The 13,863-nt window shown below is 61.7% G+C and carries 24 protein-coding genes; all 24 read right to left on the bottom strand.

All coding sequences use genetic code 11. From position 1 onward, the window contains the following. Positions 1-4: 4 nt before the first annotated feature. The 24 genes from rplO to rpsG all read right to left on the bottom strand — a co-directional run bounded on the left by rplO (position 5) and on the right by rpsG (position 13,857). Positions 5-448, bottom strand: coding sequence for a 50S ribosomal protein L15 (gene rplO, locus GIW57_RS08505; protein ID WP_089239007.1), 444 nt, complete (start codon positions 446-448; stop codon positions 5-7). A gap of 4 nt (positions 449-452) precedes the next feature. After that, positions 453-644 (bottom strand): 50S ribosomal protein L30, encoded by a 192-nt coding sequence (gene rpmD / locus GIW57_RS08500; protein WP_089239005.1) that lies wholly within the window; start codon positions 642-644, stop codon positions 453-455. Then, positions 637-1,179, bottom strand: coding sequence for a 30S ribosomal protein S5 (gene rpsE / locus GIW57_RS08495; protein WP_025879314.1), 543 nt, complete (start codon positions 1,177-1,179; stop codon positions 637-639). The genes rpmD and rpsE overlap by 8 nt, the downstream gene beginning before the upstream one ends. Before the next feature lie 161 nt (positions 1,180-1,340). Further along, positions 1,341-1,694: a 50S ribosomal protein L18 gene (rplR, locus tag GIW57_RS08490; RefSeq protein ID WP_025879313.1), complete on the bottom strand. Its 354-nt coding sequence runs from the start codon at positions 1,692-1,694 to the stop codon at positions 1,341-1,343. An 86-nt stretch (positions 1,695-1,780) separates the two neighbouring features. Next, positions 1,781-2,305 (bottom strand): 50S ribosomal protein L6, encoded by a 525-nt coding sequence (rplF, locus tag GIW57_RS08485; protein ID WP_089239003.1) that lies wholly within the window; start codon positions 2,303-2,305, stop codon positions 1,781-1,783. 17 nt (positions 2,306-2,322) lie between these two features. Next, positions 2,323-2,721 carry a 30S ribosomal protein S8 gene (rpsH, locus tag GIW57_RS08480; RefSeq protein ID WP_025879311.1) on the bottom strand — a complete coding sequence of 133 codons (399 nt, stop codon included), beginning with the start codon at positions 2,719-2,721 and terminating at the stop codon, positions 2,323-2,325. 231 nt (positions 2,722-2,952) lie between these two features. Further along, complete coding sequence (gene rpsN, locus GIW57_RS08475) at positions 2,953-3,258, bottom strand: 30S ribosomal protein S14 (RefSeq protein ID WP_032977438.1); 306 nt, start codon at positions 3,256-3,258, stop codon at positions 2,953-2,955. Between the two features lie 18 nt (positions 3,259-3,276). Further along, on the bottom strand, positions 3,277-3,819 hold the full coding sequence (gene rplE / locus GIW57_RS08470) for a 50S ribosomal protein L5 (protein ID WP_025879309.1): 543 nt from the start codon (positions 3,817-3,819) through the stop codon (positions 3,277-3,279). Between the two features lie 11 nt (positions 3,820-3,830). Then, positions 3,831-4,148 carry a 50S ribosomal protein L24 gene (rplX, locus tag GIW57_RS08465; RefSeq protein ID WP_025879308.1) on the bottom strand — a complete coding sequence of 106 codons (318 nt, stop codon included), beginning with the start codon at positions 4,146-4,148 and terminating at the stop codon, positions 3,831-3,833. Positions 4,149-4,164: 16 nt separating this feature from the next. Further along, entirely contained in the window at positions 4,165-4,533 is a 369-nt protein-coding gene (gene rplN / locus GIW57_RS08460; protein WP_025879307.1) for a 50S ribosomal protein L14, read from the bottom strand. A gap of 12 nt (positions 4,534-4,545) precedes the next feature. Further along, complete coding sequence (gene rpsQ / locus GIW57_RS08455; protein ID WP_004145355.1) at positions 4,546-4,815, bottom strand: 30S ribosomal protein S17; 270 nt, start codon at positions 4,813-4,815, stop codon at positions 4,546-4,548. Between the two features lie 11 nt (positions 4,816-4,826). Next, positions 4,827-5,012, bottom strand: coding sequence for a 50S ribosomal protein L29 (gene rpmC / locus GIW57_RS08450; protein ID WP_025879306.1), 186 nt, complete (start codon positions 5,010-5,012; stop codon positions 4,827-4,829). Beyond that, positions 5,012-5,425 (bottom strand): 50S ribosomal protein L16, encoded by a 414-nt coding sequence (gene rplP / locus GIW57_RS08445; protein WP_025879305.1) that lies wholly within the window; start codon positions 5,423-5,425, stop codon positions 5,012-5,014. The genes rpmC and rplP overlap by 1 nt, the downstream gene beginning before the upstream one ends. A gap of 5 nt (positions 5,426-5,430) precedes the next feature. Continuing rightward, positions 5,431-6,165 carry a 30S ribosomal protein S3 gene (rpsC, locus tag GIW57_RS08440; protein ID WP_005415414.1) on the bottom strand — a complete coding sequence of 245 codons (735 nt, stop codon included), beginning with the start codon at positions 6,163-6,165 and terminating at the stop codon, positions 5,431-5,433. Between the two features lie 18 nt (positions 6,166-6,183). Then, on the bottom strand, positions 6,184-6,519 hold the full coding sequence (rplV, locus tag GIW57_RS08435; protein WP_004145348.1) for a 50S ribosomal protein L22: 336 nt from the start codon (positions 6,517-6,519) through the stop codon (positions 6,184-6,186). Between the two features lie 12 nt (positions 6,520-6,531). Continuing rightward, entirely contained in the window at positions 6,532-6,801 is a 270-nt protein-coding gene (gene rpsS, locus GIW57_RS08430) for a 30S ribosomal protein S19 (protein WP_004145340.1), read from the bottom strand. Between the two features lie 6 nt (positions 6,802-6,807). Continuing rightward, positions 6,808-7,635 carry a 50S ribosomal protein L2 gene (gene rplB / locus GIW57_RS08425; RefSeq protein ID WP_099819139.1) on the bottom strand — a complete coding sequence of 276 codons (828 nt, stop codon included), beginning with the start codon at positions 7,633-7,635 and terminating at the stop codon, positions 6,808-6,810. Positions 7,636-7,645: 10 nt separating this feature from the next. Then, positions 7,646-7,945: a 50S ribosomal protein L23 gene (gene rplW, locus GIW57_RS08420; protein WP_025879303.1), complete on the bottom strand. Its 300-nt coding sequence runs from the start codon at positions 7,943-7,945 to the stop codon at positions 7,646-7,648. Beyond that, positions 7,942-8,547 (bottom strand): 50S ribosomal protein L4, encoded by a 606-nt coding sequence (gene rplD, locus GIW57_RS08415; protein WP_099819138.1) that lies wholly within the window; start codon positions 8,545-8,547, stop codon positions 7,942-7,944. Before rplD ends, rplW begins: the two co-directional genes overlap by 4 nt. 12 nt (positions 8,548-8,559) lie before the next feature. Beyond that, entirely contained in the window at positions 8,560-9,210 is a 651-nt protein-coding gene (rplC, locus tag GIW57_RS08410; protein WP_049470484.1) for a 50S ribosomal protein L3, read from the bottom strand. An 11-nt stretch (positions 9,211-9,221) separates the two neighbouring features. Beyond that, a complete protein-coding gene (gene rpsJ, locus GIW57_RS08405; protein ID WP_010341589.1) occupies positions 9,222-9,533 on the bottom strand; it encodes a 30S ribosomal protein S10 in 312 nt (103 codons plus the stop codon). Between the two features lie 333 nt (positions 9,534-9,866). After that, positions 9,867-11,057 (bottom strand): elongation factor Tu, encoded by a 1,191-nt coding sequence (gene tuf, locus GIW57_RS08400; protein WP_089238985.1) that lies wholly within the window; start codon positions 11,055-11,057, stop codon positions 9,867-9,869. Positions 11,058-11,109: 52 nt separating this feature from the next. Next, positions 11,110-13,251, bottom strand: coding sequence for an elongation factor G (fusA, locus tag GIW57_RS08395; RefSeq protein ID WP_099819137.1), 2,142 nt, complete (start codon positions 13,249-13,251; stop codon positions 11,110-11,112). 138 nt (positions 13,252-13,389) lie between these two features. Continuing rightward, on the bottom strand, positions 13,390-13,857 hold the full coding sequence (rpsG, locus tag GIW57_RS08390) for a 30S ribosomal protein S7 (protein WP_089238997.1): 468 nt from the start codon (positions 13,855-13,857) through the stop codon (positions 13,390-13,392). Positions 13,858-13,863 lie beyond the last annotated feature (6 nt).

Genomic DNA, 13,863 nt, shown 5'->3' with positions numbered 1-13,863 from the left:
TCTCTTACTCCGTTACGCTGCCGCCGGCAGCTTCGATCGCAGCCTTGGCACCAGCCGTGGCAGCAACACCCTTCAGGGTGAACGCCTTGGTCACTTCGCCCTTGACGACGACCTTGGCCTTCTTGGCAGTGCTCGGGACCAGCTTGGCAGCACGCAGGGCAGCGAAGTCGATCTCGCCGGCCGGCAGCTTGTCCAGCTGGTACAGCAGCACTTCAGCGGTGTCCTTGGCGATCGGCGAACGGAAGCCGATCTTCGGCAGACGACGCTGCATGGGGGTCTGGCCGCCTTCGAAGCCAGCCTTGATCTTGCCGCCACCCTTGCGGGCGAACGAACCCTTGTGGCCGCGGCCGCAGGTCTTGCCCAGGCCGGAACCGATACCGCGACCGACGCGGGTACGTTCCTTGCGGGCGCCCGGTGCCGGGCTCAATTCATTCAGATGCATGGTCATTGGATTATTCCTCAACCTTGACGAGGTAGTGGACCTTGTTGATCAGGCCGCGAACCTGCGGGCTGTCCTTCAGTTCACGCACATCGTTCAGCTTGCCCAGACCCAGCGCACGCACCGACAGGCGATGACGCGCCTGGGCACCACGCAGGCCGCGAACCAGACGGACCTTGACGGTCTTGGTGGTTTCATTAGCCATGGTTGAGATCCTCCACCTTCTTGCCGCGCTTGGCCGCGATACGAGCCGGCGACTGCGCTGCAGTCAGGCCCTTCACGGTGGCACGCACCAGGTTGATCGGGTTGCGCGAACCGGTGGCCTTGGCCAGCACGTTCTTCACGCCCACTGCTTCCAGCACGGCGCGCATGGCACCACCGGCAATGACGCCGGTACCTTCGGAAGCCGGCTGCATGAACACGCGCGCTGCGCCGTGACCATCCTTGATGGTGTGCCACAGGGTGCCGTTGTTCAGATCGACGGTGACCTGGTTCTTGCGAGCCTGCTCCATCGACTTCTGGATGGCGACCGGCACTTCGCGGGCCTTGCCATAACCGAAACCGACCTTGCCTTCGCCGTCGCCGACAACAGTCAGGGCGGTGAAGGTGAACTGACGGCCACCCTTGACGGTCTTGCTGACGCGGTTGACCGCGACCAGCTTTTCGATCATGCCGTCGTCGACTTTCTCTTCGCGGTTACGGTCGCGATCGCGACCCCGCTGCTGACGTTCTTCTGCCATGTTTATTCCTTGGTTGTTGGGTTATGTACGGCTCGAGGCCGCTTATGGTTGTGGAGTGGTGCGTTGTTGCGGTGGGCCGCTGCAGAAGAGCGGCGCCGCCCAGCCTCACTCAGGCTGGCGAGCAGGCGGACATGGGGGCCGAAGCCCCCTGCCCTGATCCCTTAGAACTGCAGGCCGGCTTCGCGGGCAGCGTCAGCCAGGGCCTTGATGCGGCCGTGGTAACGGTAACCCGAACGATCGAAGGCAACCTTCTCGACGCCGGCGGCCTTGGCGCGCTCAGCGACGATGCGGCCAACCTTGGCGGCGGCATCGGCGTTCTTGCCGTTCTTCAGGCCTTCCTTGATGTCGGCCTGGGTGGTGTTGGCAGCAGCCAGCACCTTCGAGCCGTCAGCGGTGAAGACCTGTGCGTACAGGTGCTGGCCGGTGCGCAGCACCGACAGGCGGGCCACACCGAGCACACGGATGTGGGCACGGGTCGACTTGGCGCGACGCAGGCGGGCGATGTTCTTGTTCATGATGTTTTTTCCTTGAAAGCTGAAGGTTGGGCTTTTCCCTGGAAAGTCCGCACATGGATCTGCGGGCTCTTGCGAGGGACTCGCGCTTACGCCTTCTTGGCTTCCTTACGGATGATGACTTCGTCGGAGTACTTCACGCCCTTGCCCTTGTACGGCTCCGGCTTGCGGAACGCACGGATCTTGGCGGCAGCTTCACCGACGGCCTGCTTGTCAGCGCCCTGCACCAGGATTTCGGTCTGGGTCGGGGTGGTGATGGTGATGCCTTCCGGCGCCACGAACACGATCGGGTGCGAGTAGCCCAGCGACAGGCTGAGGTCCTTGCCCTGCATCGCAGCACGGTAACCCACGCCGACCAGCTCCAGCTTGCGCTCGAAGCCTTCGGAAACACCCTTGACCATGTTGGACAGGATGGCGCGGACGGTACCGGTCAGCGGGATCAGGTCCACGTTGTCGGTGCTCAGGGTGGCAACGCCGTTTTCGACATTGATGTTGATACCAGCCGGCTTGGCCAGCGACAGGGTGCCCTTCGGGCCCTTGGCGATGACGTTGTCGTTCTGGACGTTCAGTTCAACCTTACCCAGGTCGATCGGCTTCTTGGCTACACGGGACATGGTCTACTCCTTTCGCCTTAGGCCACGAAGCACAGGACTTCGCCGCCGACGCCCAACTGGCGCGCCTGCGCATCAGTCATGATGCCCTTGGAGGTGGAAATGATGGAAATGCCCAGGCCGTTCATGACCTTCGGCAGTTCGCTCTTGCCGCGGTACTGGCGCAGGCCCGAACGCGAGAAGCGCTTCAGGGTCGCGATGACCGGCTTGCCTTCGAAATACTTCAGCACGATTTCCAGCTCGGACTTGTTGTTCTCGAGCGCGGTCACGCGCAGGTCGGCGATGTAACCCTCGTCCTTCAGGACCTGGGCGATCGCAACCTTGATCTTGGACGACGGGGCTTTCACCGTCTGCTTGCCAACCGCTGCCGCATTCTTGATGCGGACCAGCAGGTCGGCGATGGGATCAGTCATGCTCATATGAGTACCTTTGAGTGCACCGATATCCGCTTTCGCGAAAATCTGTTGTCTCCTGGAAACGGGCCAGGCCCCCTCCCCTACGCGTTGCGCAGAGCAAGACGCGGGAGTATACGCCAAAAGAGCCCGACTTGCGTCGGGCTCTTCGGTTTTTTGCAGAGGGAAAGCTGAACGCTCCCCCTCCCCGGCTGCGAGGGCCCCCGAAGGCGCCCTCGCTGGCAGGACCGGCTGGGATTACCAGCTGGCCTTGCGCAGGCCCGGAACGTCGCCACGCATGGTGGCTTCGCGCAGCTTGTTGCGACCCAGGCCGAACTTGCTGTACACGCCACGCGGGCGGCCAGACAGTTCGCAACGGTTGCGGTGGCGGCTCGGCGACGAATCGCGCGGCAGCTTCGACAACTTGGTGGCGGCCTCGATCTTCTCTTCGTAGCTCGCGTCCGGGGAGGACACGATCTTCTTCAGAGCAGCACGCTTGACAGCGAACTTTTCAGCCAGCTTCTTCCGCTTGATGTCGCGGTTGACCATGGAGGTCTTTGCCATTTCGGTTTCCTCGACGAATCAGTTACGGAACGGGAACTTGAACGCTGCCAGCAGCGCCTTCGCTTCCGCGTCGGTCTTCGCAGTGGTGGTGATGGCGATATCCATACCGCGGATCGCGTCGACAGCGTCGAAGTCGATTTCCGGGAAGATGATCTGTTCCTTCACACCCATGTTGAAGTTGCCGCGACCGTCGAAGGAACGACCGGAAACACCACGGAAGTCGCGCACGCGCGGCAGCGAGATGTTGATCAGGCGGTCCAGGAACTCGTACATCTTGTGGCGACGCAGCGTGGTCTTGCAGCCGATCGGCCAACCATCACGGATCTTGAACGATGCCACCGAGATACGCGACTTGGTGACGATCGGCTTCTGGCCCGAGATCTTGGTCATGTCGCCAACGGCGTTTTCCAGGATCTTCTTGTTGGTGGCCGCTTCGCCGACACCCATGTTCAGGGTGACTTTGACCAGCTTCGGCACCTGCATGGAATTGGTGTAACCGAACTGCTTCATCAGCGCCGGCACCACTTCTTCCTTGTAAAACTTTTCGAGACGGGAAGTCATCTTCTCATTCCTCAGGCGTCGAGCGCCTCACCGCTGGAGCGGAACACACGCAGTTTGCGTCCATCCTCCAGCACCTTGAAGCCAACGCGCTCGCCCTTGCCCGAAGCCGGGTTCAGCACATTCACGTTGGAGATATGGATCGACGCTTCACGCTCGACCACGCCGCCGGCAACACCTGCCTGCGGGTTCGGCTTGGTGTGGCGCTTGACGATGTTCACGTTGGCGACGACCAGACGGTCGCCATCGACGCGGACGACTTCGCCCTGCTTACCCTTGTCCTTGCCAGCGTTGACGACAACCTGGTCGCCCTTCTTGATACGGTTAGCCATGATTATCTCCTGTCGCTCACAGCACTTCGGGAGCGAGCGAGACGATCTTCATGAACTTCTCCGAACGAAGTTCACGAGTCACCGGCCCGAAGATACGGGTCCCGATCGGCTCCTGCTTGTTGTTAAGCAGAACGGCAGCGTTGCCGTCGAAGCGGATCAGCGAGCCGTCGGCGCGACGCACACCCTTGCGGGTACGCACCACGACGGCGTCATACACTTCACCCTTCTTGACCTTGCCGCGCGGAATCGCATCCTTCACGGTGACCTTGATGATGTCGCCGATGCCGGCGTAACGGCGCTTGGAACCACCCAGCACCTTGAAGCACATCACTCGCTTGGCACCAGAATTGTCGGCGACGTCAAGGTAGCTCTGCATCTGGATCATGATTCAGACTCCTTATTCAGCCGCACGCGTGATGACTTCCACCACGCGCCAGTTCTTGGTCTTGGACATCGGAGCAATCTCGGTCACGCGGACGACATCGCCTTCCTTGCAGGCGTTGTCGGCATCGTGGGCGTGCAGCTTCGTCGAGCGCTTGATGTACTTGCCGTACAGTGCGTGCTTGACCTGACGCTCGACCAGGACGGTAACCGTCTTGTCCATCTTGTTGCTGACGACACGGCCTTCGACCGTGCGCAGCGCTTTGTTTTCAGTATTGTCGCTCATAGCGGCCATCCTTACTTCGTGCTGCCGAGCAGGGTCTTGACGCGAGCAATTTCGCGACGCACCCGGCGGATGTCGTGTGTCTTCGGCAGCTGGCCGGTGACCTGCTGCATACGGACAGAGAACTGTTCCTTACGCAGGTCGATCAGGTGGGCCTTGAGGTCGTCAGCCGACTTTTCACGGAGAGTTTTGATATCCATCAGCGCACCGTCCGGGTCACGAAAGTGGTGGTGACCGAGAGCTTGGCAGCGGCCAGGCGGAACGCCTCGCGTGCCACTTCCTCGGTAACACCCTCGATTTCATAGATCATGCGGCCGGGCTGGATCTGGGCCACCCAGTATTCCACGTTGCCCTTACCCGAACCCATTCGAACTTCGATGGGCTTCTTGGTGATGGGCTTGTCGGGGAACACTCGGATCCACATCTTGCCGCCGCGCTTCACGTAGCGGCTGATCGAACGGCGAGCCGCTTCGATCTGACGCGCGGTCAGCTGACCGTGGGCGGTTGCCTTCAGGCCGTACTCGCCAAAGCTGACAGCGTTTGCGCTCCAGCTGAGGCCTTCGTTACGGCCCTTGTGCACCTTGCGGTACTTGGTTCGCTTGGGTTGCAACATTGTCGTTACCTCGCTTCACGAGCCGGGCGCTGACGGTCACCGCGGTCGCCGCGATCATGACGATCGTTGCGCGACGGGGTGTCGTCCTGCTTTTCCTGGCCAACCTGGGAGAAATCGAAGACCTCGCCCTTGTAGATCCAGACCTTGATGCCGATGATGCCGTAGGTCGTCTTGGCTTCAGCGAAGCCATAGTCGATGTCGGCACGCAGCGTGTGCAGCGGCACGCGGCCTTCGCGGTACCACTCCGAGCGGGCGATTTCTGCACCGTTGAGGCGGCCACCGACGTTGACCTTGATGCCCAGGGCACCCAGGCGCATCGCGTTGCCGACCGAGCGCTTCATTGCACGGCGGAACATGATGCGACGCTCCAGCTGCTGCGCGATCGATTCGGCAACCAGCTGTGCGTCCAGCTCGGGCTTGCGCACTTCGGTGACGTTGATGTGCGCCGGGACGCCCATCATCTCGCTCACTTCCTTGCGCAGCTTCTCGATGTCCTCACCGCGCTTGCCGATCACCACGCCCGGACGGGCGGTGTGGATCGTCACGCGAGCGGTCTTGGCCGGACGCTCGATCAGGATCTTGCTGATGCCGGCCTGAGCCAGCTTCTTGCGCAGCATGTCGCGCACTTTCAGGTCGGCTGCCAGGTAACCAGCGAACTCGGCCTTGTTGGCGTACCACTTGGAGTTCCAGTCCTTGGAAATGCCGAGGCGGATACCAATCGGATGAACTTTATGACCCATGGTCTTTTCCTTATCCGCTTACTTGGCGGCGCCCACAACCACAGTGATGTGGCTGGTGCGCTTGAGGATGCGGGTACCGCGGCCTTTCGCCCGCGCCATGAAACGCTTCAGGGTCGGACCTTCATCTACCATGATGGTCTGAACCTTCAGCTCGTCGACGTCGGCGCCCTGGTTGTTCTCGGCATTTGCAATAGCCGACTCCACCACCTTCTTGATCAGGTGGGCAGCCTTCTTGTCCGAGAACTTCAGCAGGTTGACGGCACGCTCGGCCGGCAGACCGCGCACCTGGTCAGCGACCAGACGTGCCTTCTGCGGGGAGATGCGCGCGGTGCGCAGGATGGCTTTCGCTTCCATTGTCATCTCTCCTTACTTGCCCGACTTCTTGTCACCACCGTGACCCTTGAAGGTCCGGGTGATGGCAAATTCGCCGAGCTTGTGGCCGACCATGTTCTCGTTGACGAGAACCGGGATGTGGTTCTTGCCGTTATGCACGGCAATGGTGACGCCTACCATGTCAGGCAGGATCATCGAACGACGCGACCAGGTCTTGATCGGACGCTTGCTACCCGCAGCGGCAGCCACCTTAGCAACCAGGTGGTGATCGACAAACGGGCCCTTCTTGAGTGAACGTGCCATGGTCGATTAGCCCCTACGATCGCGGACGATGAACTGCTGAGTGCGCTTGTTATGGCGCGTCTTGTAACCCTTGGTCGGAACACCCCACGGGGTGACCGGATGCGGGTTACCCTGGCCGGCCTTCGCCTCACCACCACCGTGCGGGTGGTCAACCGGGTTCATGGCAGCACCACGAACGGTCGGGCGGACGCCGCGCCAGCGCTTGGCACCGGCCTTGCCCAGCTTTTCCAGGCTGTGCTCGTCGTTGCCGACTTCGCCGATGGTCGCGCAGCACTCGACCGGAACCTTGCGCATTTCACCCGAGCGCAGGCGCAGGGTGGCGTAGATGCCTTCACGAGCAACCAGCTGCACGGCAGCACCTGCAGCGCGGGCGATCTGAGCGCCCTTGCCCGGCTTCAGCTCGATGCAGTGGATGGTGGTACCGACCGGGATGTTGCGCAGCGGCAGGGTGTTGCCCGCCTTGATCGGAGCATCCGAACCAGCGATCACCTGATCACCAGCCTTCAGACCCTTCGGGGCGATGATGTAGCGGCGCTCGCCGTCGACGTAGCACAGCAGGGCGATGTGGGCGGTGCGGTTCGGATCGTACTCGATGCGTTCCACGCGCGCCGGGATGCCCAGCTTGTTGCGCTTGAAGTCAATCAGGCGGTAGTGCTGCTTGTGGCCACCACCGACGTGACGCACGGTGATGCGGCCGTGGTGGTTGCGACCACCCGAACGGCTCTGCGACTCGACCAGCGGGGCATGCGGAGCGCCCTTGTACAGGTCGGGAGTAACCACGCGCACGGCCGAACGGCGGCCGGGAGAAGTGGGCTTGAATTTCATCAATGGCATGGGATGTACCTCAGGCCTTGGCCGTTACATCGATCGACTGGCCGTCGGCCAGGCGAACGTACGCCTTGCGCCAATCGCCGCGGCGGCCAGCACGGTTACGGAAGGACTTGTTCTTGCCCTTGACGTTGACCACGTTGACTGCTTCGACCTTGACGTCGAACAGCTGCTCAACCGCGGCCTTTACATCGGCCTTGGTGGCTTCGTTCGAAATTTCGAAGACGTACTGATTGGAGAGTTCCTGCAGGCGCGCGGTCTTTTCGGAGACACGCGGGGCGAGCAGCACGCTGAAGATTTTTTCGTTGCTGTTCATGCCAGCCACTCCTCGACCTTCTTGACCGCGTCAGCGGTGATGACGACCGTGTCGGCACCGACCAGCGACACCGGATCCAGGCCCTGGACGTCACGCACTTCCACGTAGGGAATGTTGCGCGCCGACAGGTACAGGTGCTCGGAGGCTTCTTCAGTGACGATCAGCGGGCGCTTGCCCACTTCCAGGCCGGCCAGCTTGGCGATCAGACCCTTCGTGTTGGTCGCTTCGACATCGAAGGACTCCACGATGGTCAGACGGCCCTGACGGTTCAGCTCGGACAGGATCGCGCACATGGCGGCACGGTACTGCTTACGATTGACCTTCTGCTCGAAGCTGCGCGGCTTTGCCGCGAAGGTGACACCGCCGCCGACGAAGATCGGAGCCGTCAGTGCGCCATGACGCGCGCCGCCGCCCTTCTGCTTCTTCGACTTCTTGGTGGTACCTGCCACTTCGGAGCGAGTCTTCTGCGCCTTGGTGCCGGCGCGACCGGCGTTGCGGTAAGCAACGACGACCTGGTGAACCAGATCTTCGCTGAAATCGCGACCGAACACGGCGTCGGAGACCGAGACCTTGTTATTGCTACCCGTGATAACGAGTTCCATCGTCATCTCTCCTTATGCCTTGCTCGCCGGACGGACGATCACGTCGCCACCCGCCGCGCCCGGAACGGCGCCGCGAACTGCGATCAGACCGCGCTCGACGTCGACCTTGACAACTTCCAGGTTCTGGGTGCTCTGCTGCACCGAACCCATGTGACCGGACATCTTCTTGCCCGGGAACACGCGGCCGGGCGTCTGGCGCTGACCCAGCGAACCCGGCGCGCGATGCGACAGCGAGTTGCCGTGGGTAGCGTCACCCATGCGGAAGTTGTAGCGCTTGATGGTGCCCTGGAAGCCCTTACCCTTGGTGACACCCTGGACGTCGACGATCTGGCCGACTTCAAAGATGTCCGCCTTGACTTCGCCACCGACGGCGAAATCGCCGAGCTGGGCGTCTTCAACGCGGAATTCCCACAGGCCACGACCCGCTTCCACCTTCGCCTTGGCGAAGTGGCCGGCTTCCGGCTTGTTGACCAGGGCAGCGCGACGCGCGCCGACGGTCACCTGCACGGCGCTGTAGCCGTCAGCTTCGACGGTCTTGATCTGCGCGATGCGGTTGGGGGTTGCTTCGATCAGGGTCACCGGGATGGAACGGCCATCTTCGGTGAACACGCGGCTCATGCCAGCCTTGCGGCCCACGAAGCCCAACGAATATTTCTTCGTCATGGTCGTAGTCCTCAGGTCAGCTTGATCTGAACGTCGACGCCGGCAGCCAGTTCGAGCTTCATCAGCGCGTCCACGGTCTTGTCATTCGGGTCAACGATATCGAGCACGCGCTTGTGCGTGCGGGTCTCGTACTGGTCACGCGCGTCCTTGTCGACGTGCGGGGAGACGAGGATGGTGTAACGCTCGATCTTGGTCGGCAGCGGGATCGGGCCACGCACTTGCGCGCCGGTCCGCTTCGCCGTCTCAACGATCTCGCTGGCCGAACGGTCGATCAGACGATGATCGAACGCTTTCAGCCGGATCCGGATCTTTTGGTCCGCCATGGCGGTAGGTTCCTTCGATAAAAGAGCGACAGACAAAGCCTCTGGGTTGCTTTGCCCCATGAAATCCCTGAATACAGACGGCCCGCATTCCCGCAGGCCGACAAGGTCAATCCGTAGACCCCAAATGCATAGGCAGACCCATGAAACCGGCCTGCCCAGACGGAGAAGCATAATGGCACGCAAGGCAGCTGTCAACAGTCTCCTGTTGACGCCGCCTGAATGGCATTGACCCTTCCTGGTCCGGGGAACACAAGGCACATCCTGTGCCTACTTTCCCGTTTGATACGCCCCGATGCCCTACCCAGGCAACATCGGGGCGCAGATTCTAGCAGATTACTCGAGGATGGTGGCAACCACGCCAGCACCGACGGTACGGCCACCTTCGCGGATTGCGAAGCGCAGACCGGCGTCCATGGCGACCGGGTTGATCAGGGTGACAACCATCTTGATGTTGTCGCCCGGCATCACCATCTCGACGCCTTCCGGCAGCTCGACCGCACCGGTGATGTCGGTGGTACGGAAGTAGAACTGCGGACGGTAGCCCTTGAAGAACGGGGTGTGACGGCCGCCTTCGTCCTTCGACAGAACGTAGACTTCGGCGTCGAACTTGGTGTGCGGCTTGATCGAACCCGGCTTGGCCAGAACCTGGCCACGCTCGACGTCGTCACGCTTGGTGCCGCGCAGCAGCAGACCGGCGTTGTCGCCTGCCTGACCCTGGTCCAGCAGCTTGCGGAACATTTCCACGCCGGTCACGGTGGTCTTCTGCACCGGACGGATGCCGACGATTTCGATTTCTTCGCCGACCTTGATCACGCCGCGCTCGATACGACCGGTGACCACGGTGCCACGGCCCGAGATCGAGAACACGTCTTCGACCGGCATCAGGAATGCCTTGTCGACGTCACGCTCCGGGGTCGGGATCCAGGTGTCCAGCGCTTCGACCAGCTTGATGACGGCCGGCACGCCGATGTCGCTCTGATCGCCTTCCAGCGCCAGGCGGGCCGAACCCGAGATGATCGGGGTGTCGTCGCCCGGGAAGTCGTACTTGCTCAGCAGCTCGCGGACTTCCATTTCAACCAGTTCCAGCAGCTCGGCATCGTCAACCATGTCGGCCTTGTTCAGGAACACGACGATGTACGGCACGCCGACCTGACGCGACAGCAGGATGTGCTCGCGGGTCTGCGGCATCGGGCCGTCAGCGGCCGAGCACACCAGGATCGCGCCGTCCATCTGCGCAGCACCGGTGATCATGTTCTTGACGTAGTCAGCATGGCCCGGGCAATCGACGTGGGCGTAGTGACGAACGGTGGATTCGTATTCGACGTGCGCGGTCGAGATCGTGATGCCACGTGCCTTTTCTTCCGGCGCGGCGTCGATCGCGGAGTAATCCTTGAACTCGCCACCGAAGCGCTCGGCACCGATCTTGGTCAGTGCGGCGGTCAGCGTGGTCTTGCCGTGATCGACGTGACCGATGGTGCCGACGTTGACGTGCGGCTTGGTGCGCTCGAACTTACCCTTTGCCATTTCTTTCTACCTTATTGGTTCGTATGTGGTTTGGAGGACCTGAGCGTTACGCTCAGGCCTTCTTCATGACTTCGTCGGCGATGTTGTTCGGCGCCGGCTCGTAGTGGTCAAATTCCATCGTGAAGGTGGCGCGGCCCTGGGTCTGCGAACGCAGCGAGGTCGCGTAGCCAAACATTTCGCCCAGCGGGATCATCGCGTTGATGATGCTGGCCGAACCGTCACCGGTGGTATCAGAACCCTGCAGAACGCCGCGACGACGGCTGACGTCGCCCATCACGTCACCCTGGTAATCCTCCGGGGTCACGATCTCGACCTTCATGATCGGCTCCAGCAGGACCGGCTTGGCCTTGCGGAAACCTTCCTTGAAGGCCATCGAGGAAGCGAGCTTGAACGCCATTTCCGAGGAGTCGACGTCGTGGTACGAGCCGAACACCAGCTTCACCTTGACGTCCACGACCGGGAAGCCAGCCAGCGGACCGCTGGTGATGGTTTCGCGCAGGCCCTTTTCGATCGACGGGATGAATTCCTTCGGAATCACGCCACCGGTGATGTCGTTGATGAACAGGAAGTCGTCCTTGATGCCGGCAGCGATCTTCGGATCTGCACGATCGGCCTCGGTGATCGGCGACAGCTCGATCACGACGTGACCGTACTGACCCTTACCACCGGACTGCTTGGCGTGCTTGTAGTCCGACTTCACGTCCGACATGGTGATCGTTTCGCGGTACGCCACCTGCGGCTTGCCGACGTTGGCTTCAACGTTGAACTCGCGCTTCATGCGATCAACGATGATGTCCAGGTGCAGCTCGCCCATGCCCGAGATGATGGTCTGGCCGGATTCTTCGTCGGTCTTGACGCGGAACGACGGATCTTCCTGTGCCAGACGACCCAGTGCCAGACCCATCTTTTCCTGGTCGGACTTGGTCTTCGGCTCGACAGCCATCGAGATGACCGGCTCCGGGAACACCATGCGCTCGAGGATGATCGGCTGATCCATGGAGCACAGGGTGTCACCCGTGGTGGTGTCCTTCAGGCCCACGGCGGCGGCGATGTCGCCGGCCAGAACTTCCTTGATTTCTTCGCGGTTGTTGGAGTGCATCTGCAGGATACGGCCGATGCGCTCCTTCTTGCCCTTCACCGAGTTCAGCAGCTGGTCGCCTGCATTCAGCGTGCCCGAGTAGACACGGAAGAAGGTCAGCGCGCCGACGAACGGATCGGTGATGATCTTGAAGGCCAGGGCCGAGAACGGAGCCTTGTCGTCAGACTTGCGGCTCATTTCCTTGGTTTCATCGTCAACGTCGGTACCAGTCACGTCCGGCACGTCGATCGGCGACGGCAGCAGCTGGATCACGCCGTCCAGCATGGCCTGCACGCCCTTGTTCTTGAACGCCGAGCCGCAGTACATCGGCACGATGTCGGTGGCCAGGGTGCGCACGCGCAGGGCTTCGATGATCTCGGCCTCGGTCAGCTCATCGCCGCCCAGGTACTTGTCCATCAGCTCTTCGCTGGCTTCGGCAGCCGCTTCGATCATGAAGGTACGGGCTTCGGTTGCTTCAGCGAGCAGCTCGGCCGGCACATCGCTGTACTCGAACTTCATGCCCTGCGAAGCCTCATCCCAATGGATGGCCTTCATCTTCAGCAGATCGACGACGCCCTTGAAGCCTTCCTCAGCGCCGATCGGCAGCTGCATCGGAACGGCCTTGGCGCCCAGCTTCGCCTTCAGCTGGCCAACGACCTTGCTGAAGTTGGCGCCGGTGCGGTCCATCTTGTTGACGAACGCGATGCGCGGCACCTTGTAACGGTTGGCCTGGCGCCACACGGTTTCCGACTGCGGCTGCACGCCACCGACGGCACACAGCACGAAGACGGCACCGTCGAGCACGCGCAGCGAGCGCTCCACTTCGATGGTGAAGTCGACGTGCCCGGGGGTGTCGATGATGTTGAAGCGGTGCTCCGGCAGGGACTTGTCCATGCCCTTCCAGAACGCGGTGGTCGCAGCGGACTGGATCGTGATGCCACGCTCCTGCTCCTGCTCCATCCAGTCCATGGTGGCGGCGCCGTCATGCACTTCACCGATCTTGTGGCTCTTGCCGGTGTAGAACAGGATGCGCTCGGACGTGGTGGTCTTGCCGGCATCGATGTGAGCCATGATGCCGAAATTGCGGTAACGCTCGATGGGAGTGGAACGGGCCACGGGGAGCCTCTCAGATTTCTTGGATTTCGGATGGCCGAACGCCGCCTTTCGGCGGCCTTCGGATTGGCGCAGCCCTTCTGGGGCCGCGAGGCAGCACCGAGATGGTGCTGCCCTGCCTGTTTTACAAGGCCGTCAAACTCACCAGCGGTAGTGGGCGAATGCCTTGTTGGCTTCGGCCATGCGGTGGGTTTCTTCGCGCTTCTTGATGGCGCCGCCACGGTTTTCCGCAGCGTCGATCAGTTCAGCGGCCAGCTTCTTCGGCATGGTGTTCTCACCACGCTTGCGCGCGGAGTCGATCAGCCAACGCATGGCCAGGGCCATCTTGCGCGAGGCGCGCACTTCGACCGGCACCTGATAGGTGGCACCACCGACACGGCGGGACTTGACTTCGACCGACGGAGCCACGTTTTCCAGAGCCTTCTGAACCAGCTCGACGGAATTCGGGTTCTTCTCACCGATCACGTCCATGGCGCCATAGACGATCTTTTCAGCGACCGACTTCTTGCCGCTCAGCATCACCATGTTGATGAAACGGGCGATGGTTTCGCTTCCGTGCTTCGGATCCGGCAGGACTGCGCGCTGCGGCGTATTACCTTTACGAGACATGTGTGC

Origin of the sequence: Stenotrophomonas sp. PA-6-5C (assembly GCF_021605635.1) — a bacterium.
GTDB lineage: Bacteria > Pseudomonadota > Gammaproteobacteria > Xanthomonadales > Xanthomonadaceae > Stenotrophomonas > Stenotrophomonas lactitubi.
This window is presented reverse-complemented; position numbering and strand designations above follow the sequence as displayed.

Bases quoted from the DNA above. Each gene is read 5' to 3' on its own strand.
- rplD (WP_099819138.1), bottom strand. From the start codon at position 8,547: ATGGAACTCGTTATCACGGGTAGCAATAACAAGGTCTCGGTCTCCGAC.
- rpsS (WP_004145340.1), bottom strand. From the start codon at position 6,801: ATGGCACGTTCACTCAAGAAGGGCCCGTTTGTCGATCACCACCTGGTT.
- rpsC (WP_005415414.1), bottom strand. From the start codon at position 6,165: ATGGGTCATAAAGTTCATCCGATTGGTATCCGCCTCGGCATTTCCAAG.
- rplB (WP_099819139.1), bottom strand. From the start codon at position 7,635: ATGCCATTGATGAAATTCAAGCCCACTTCTCCCGGCCGCCGTTCGGCC.
- rpmC (WP_025879306.1), bottom strand. From the start codon at position 5,012: ATGGATATCAAAACTCTCCGTGAAAAGTCGGCTGACGACCTCAAGGCC.
- rplO (WP_089239007.1), bottom strand. From the start codon at position 448: ATGACCATGCATCTGAATGAATTGAGCCCGGCACCGGGCGCCCGCAAG.
- rpsQ (WP_004145355.1), bottom strand. From the start codon at position 4,815: ATGAGCGACAATACTGAAAACAAAGCGCTGCGCACGGTCGAAGGCCGT.
- rpsN (WP_032977438.1), bottom strand. From the start codon at position 3,258: ATGGCAAAGACCTCCATGGTCAACCGCGACATCAAGCGGAAGAAGCTG.
- rpsH (WP_025879311.1), bottom strand. From the start codon at position 2,721: ATGAGCATGACTGATCCCATCGCCGACCTGCTGGTCCGCATCAAGAAT.
- rpsE (WP_025879314.1), bottom strand. From the start codon at position 1,179: ATGGCAGAAGAACGTCAGCAGCGGGGTCGCGATCGCGACCGTAACCGC.
- rplF (WP_089239003.1), bottom strand. From the start codon at position 2,305: ATGTCCCGTGTAGCCAAGAAGCCGATCGACCTGGGTAAGGTTGAACTG.
- rplX (WP_025879308.1), bottom strand. From the start codon at position 4,148: ATGGCTAACCGTATCAAGAAGGGCGACCAGGTTGTCGTCAACGCTGGC.
- rplN (WP_025879307.1), bottom strand. From the start codon at position 4,533: ATGATCCAGATGCAGAGCTACCTTGACGTCGCCGACAATTCTGGTGCC.
- rpsJ (WP_010341589.1), bottom strand. From the start codon at position 9,533: ATGGCGGACCAAAAGATCCGGATCCGGCTGAAAGCGTTCGATCATCGT.
- rpsG (WP_089238997.1), bottom strand. From the start codon at position 13,857: ATGTCTCGTAAAGGTAATACGCCGCAGCGCGCAGTCCTGCCGGATCCG.
- rplR (WP_025879313.1), bottom strand. From the start codon at position 1,694: ATGAACAAGAACATCGCCCGCCTGCGTCGCGCCAAGTCGACCCGTGCC.
- rplE (WP_025879309.1), bottom strand. From the start codon at position 3,819: ATGACTTCCCGTCTCGAAAAGTTTTACAAGGAAGAAGTGGTGCCGGCG.
- tuf (WP_089238985.1), bottom strand. From the start codon at position 11,057: ATGGCAAAGGGTAAGTTCGAGCGCACCAAGCCGCACGTCAACGTCGGC.
- rplC (WP_049470484.1), bottom strand. From the start codon at position 9,210: ATGACGAAGAAATATTCGTTGGGCTTCGTGGGCCGCAAGGCTGGCATG.
- rplW (WP_025879303.1), bottom strand. From the start codon at position 7,945: ATGAACAGCAACGAAAAAATCTTCAGCGTGCTGCTCGCCCCGCGTGTC.
- rplP (WP_025879305.1), bottom strand. From the start codon at position 5,425: ATGTTGCAACCCAAGCGAACCAAGTACCGCAAGGTGCACAAGGGCCGT.
- rplV (WP_004145348.1), bottom strand. From the start codon at position 6,519: ATGGAAGCGAAAGCCATCCTGCGCACCGCGCGCATCTCCCCGCAGAAG.
- rpmD (WP_089239005.1), bottom strand. From the start codon at position 644: ATGGCTAATGAAACCACCAAGACCGTCAAGGTCCGTCTGGTTCGCGGC.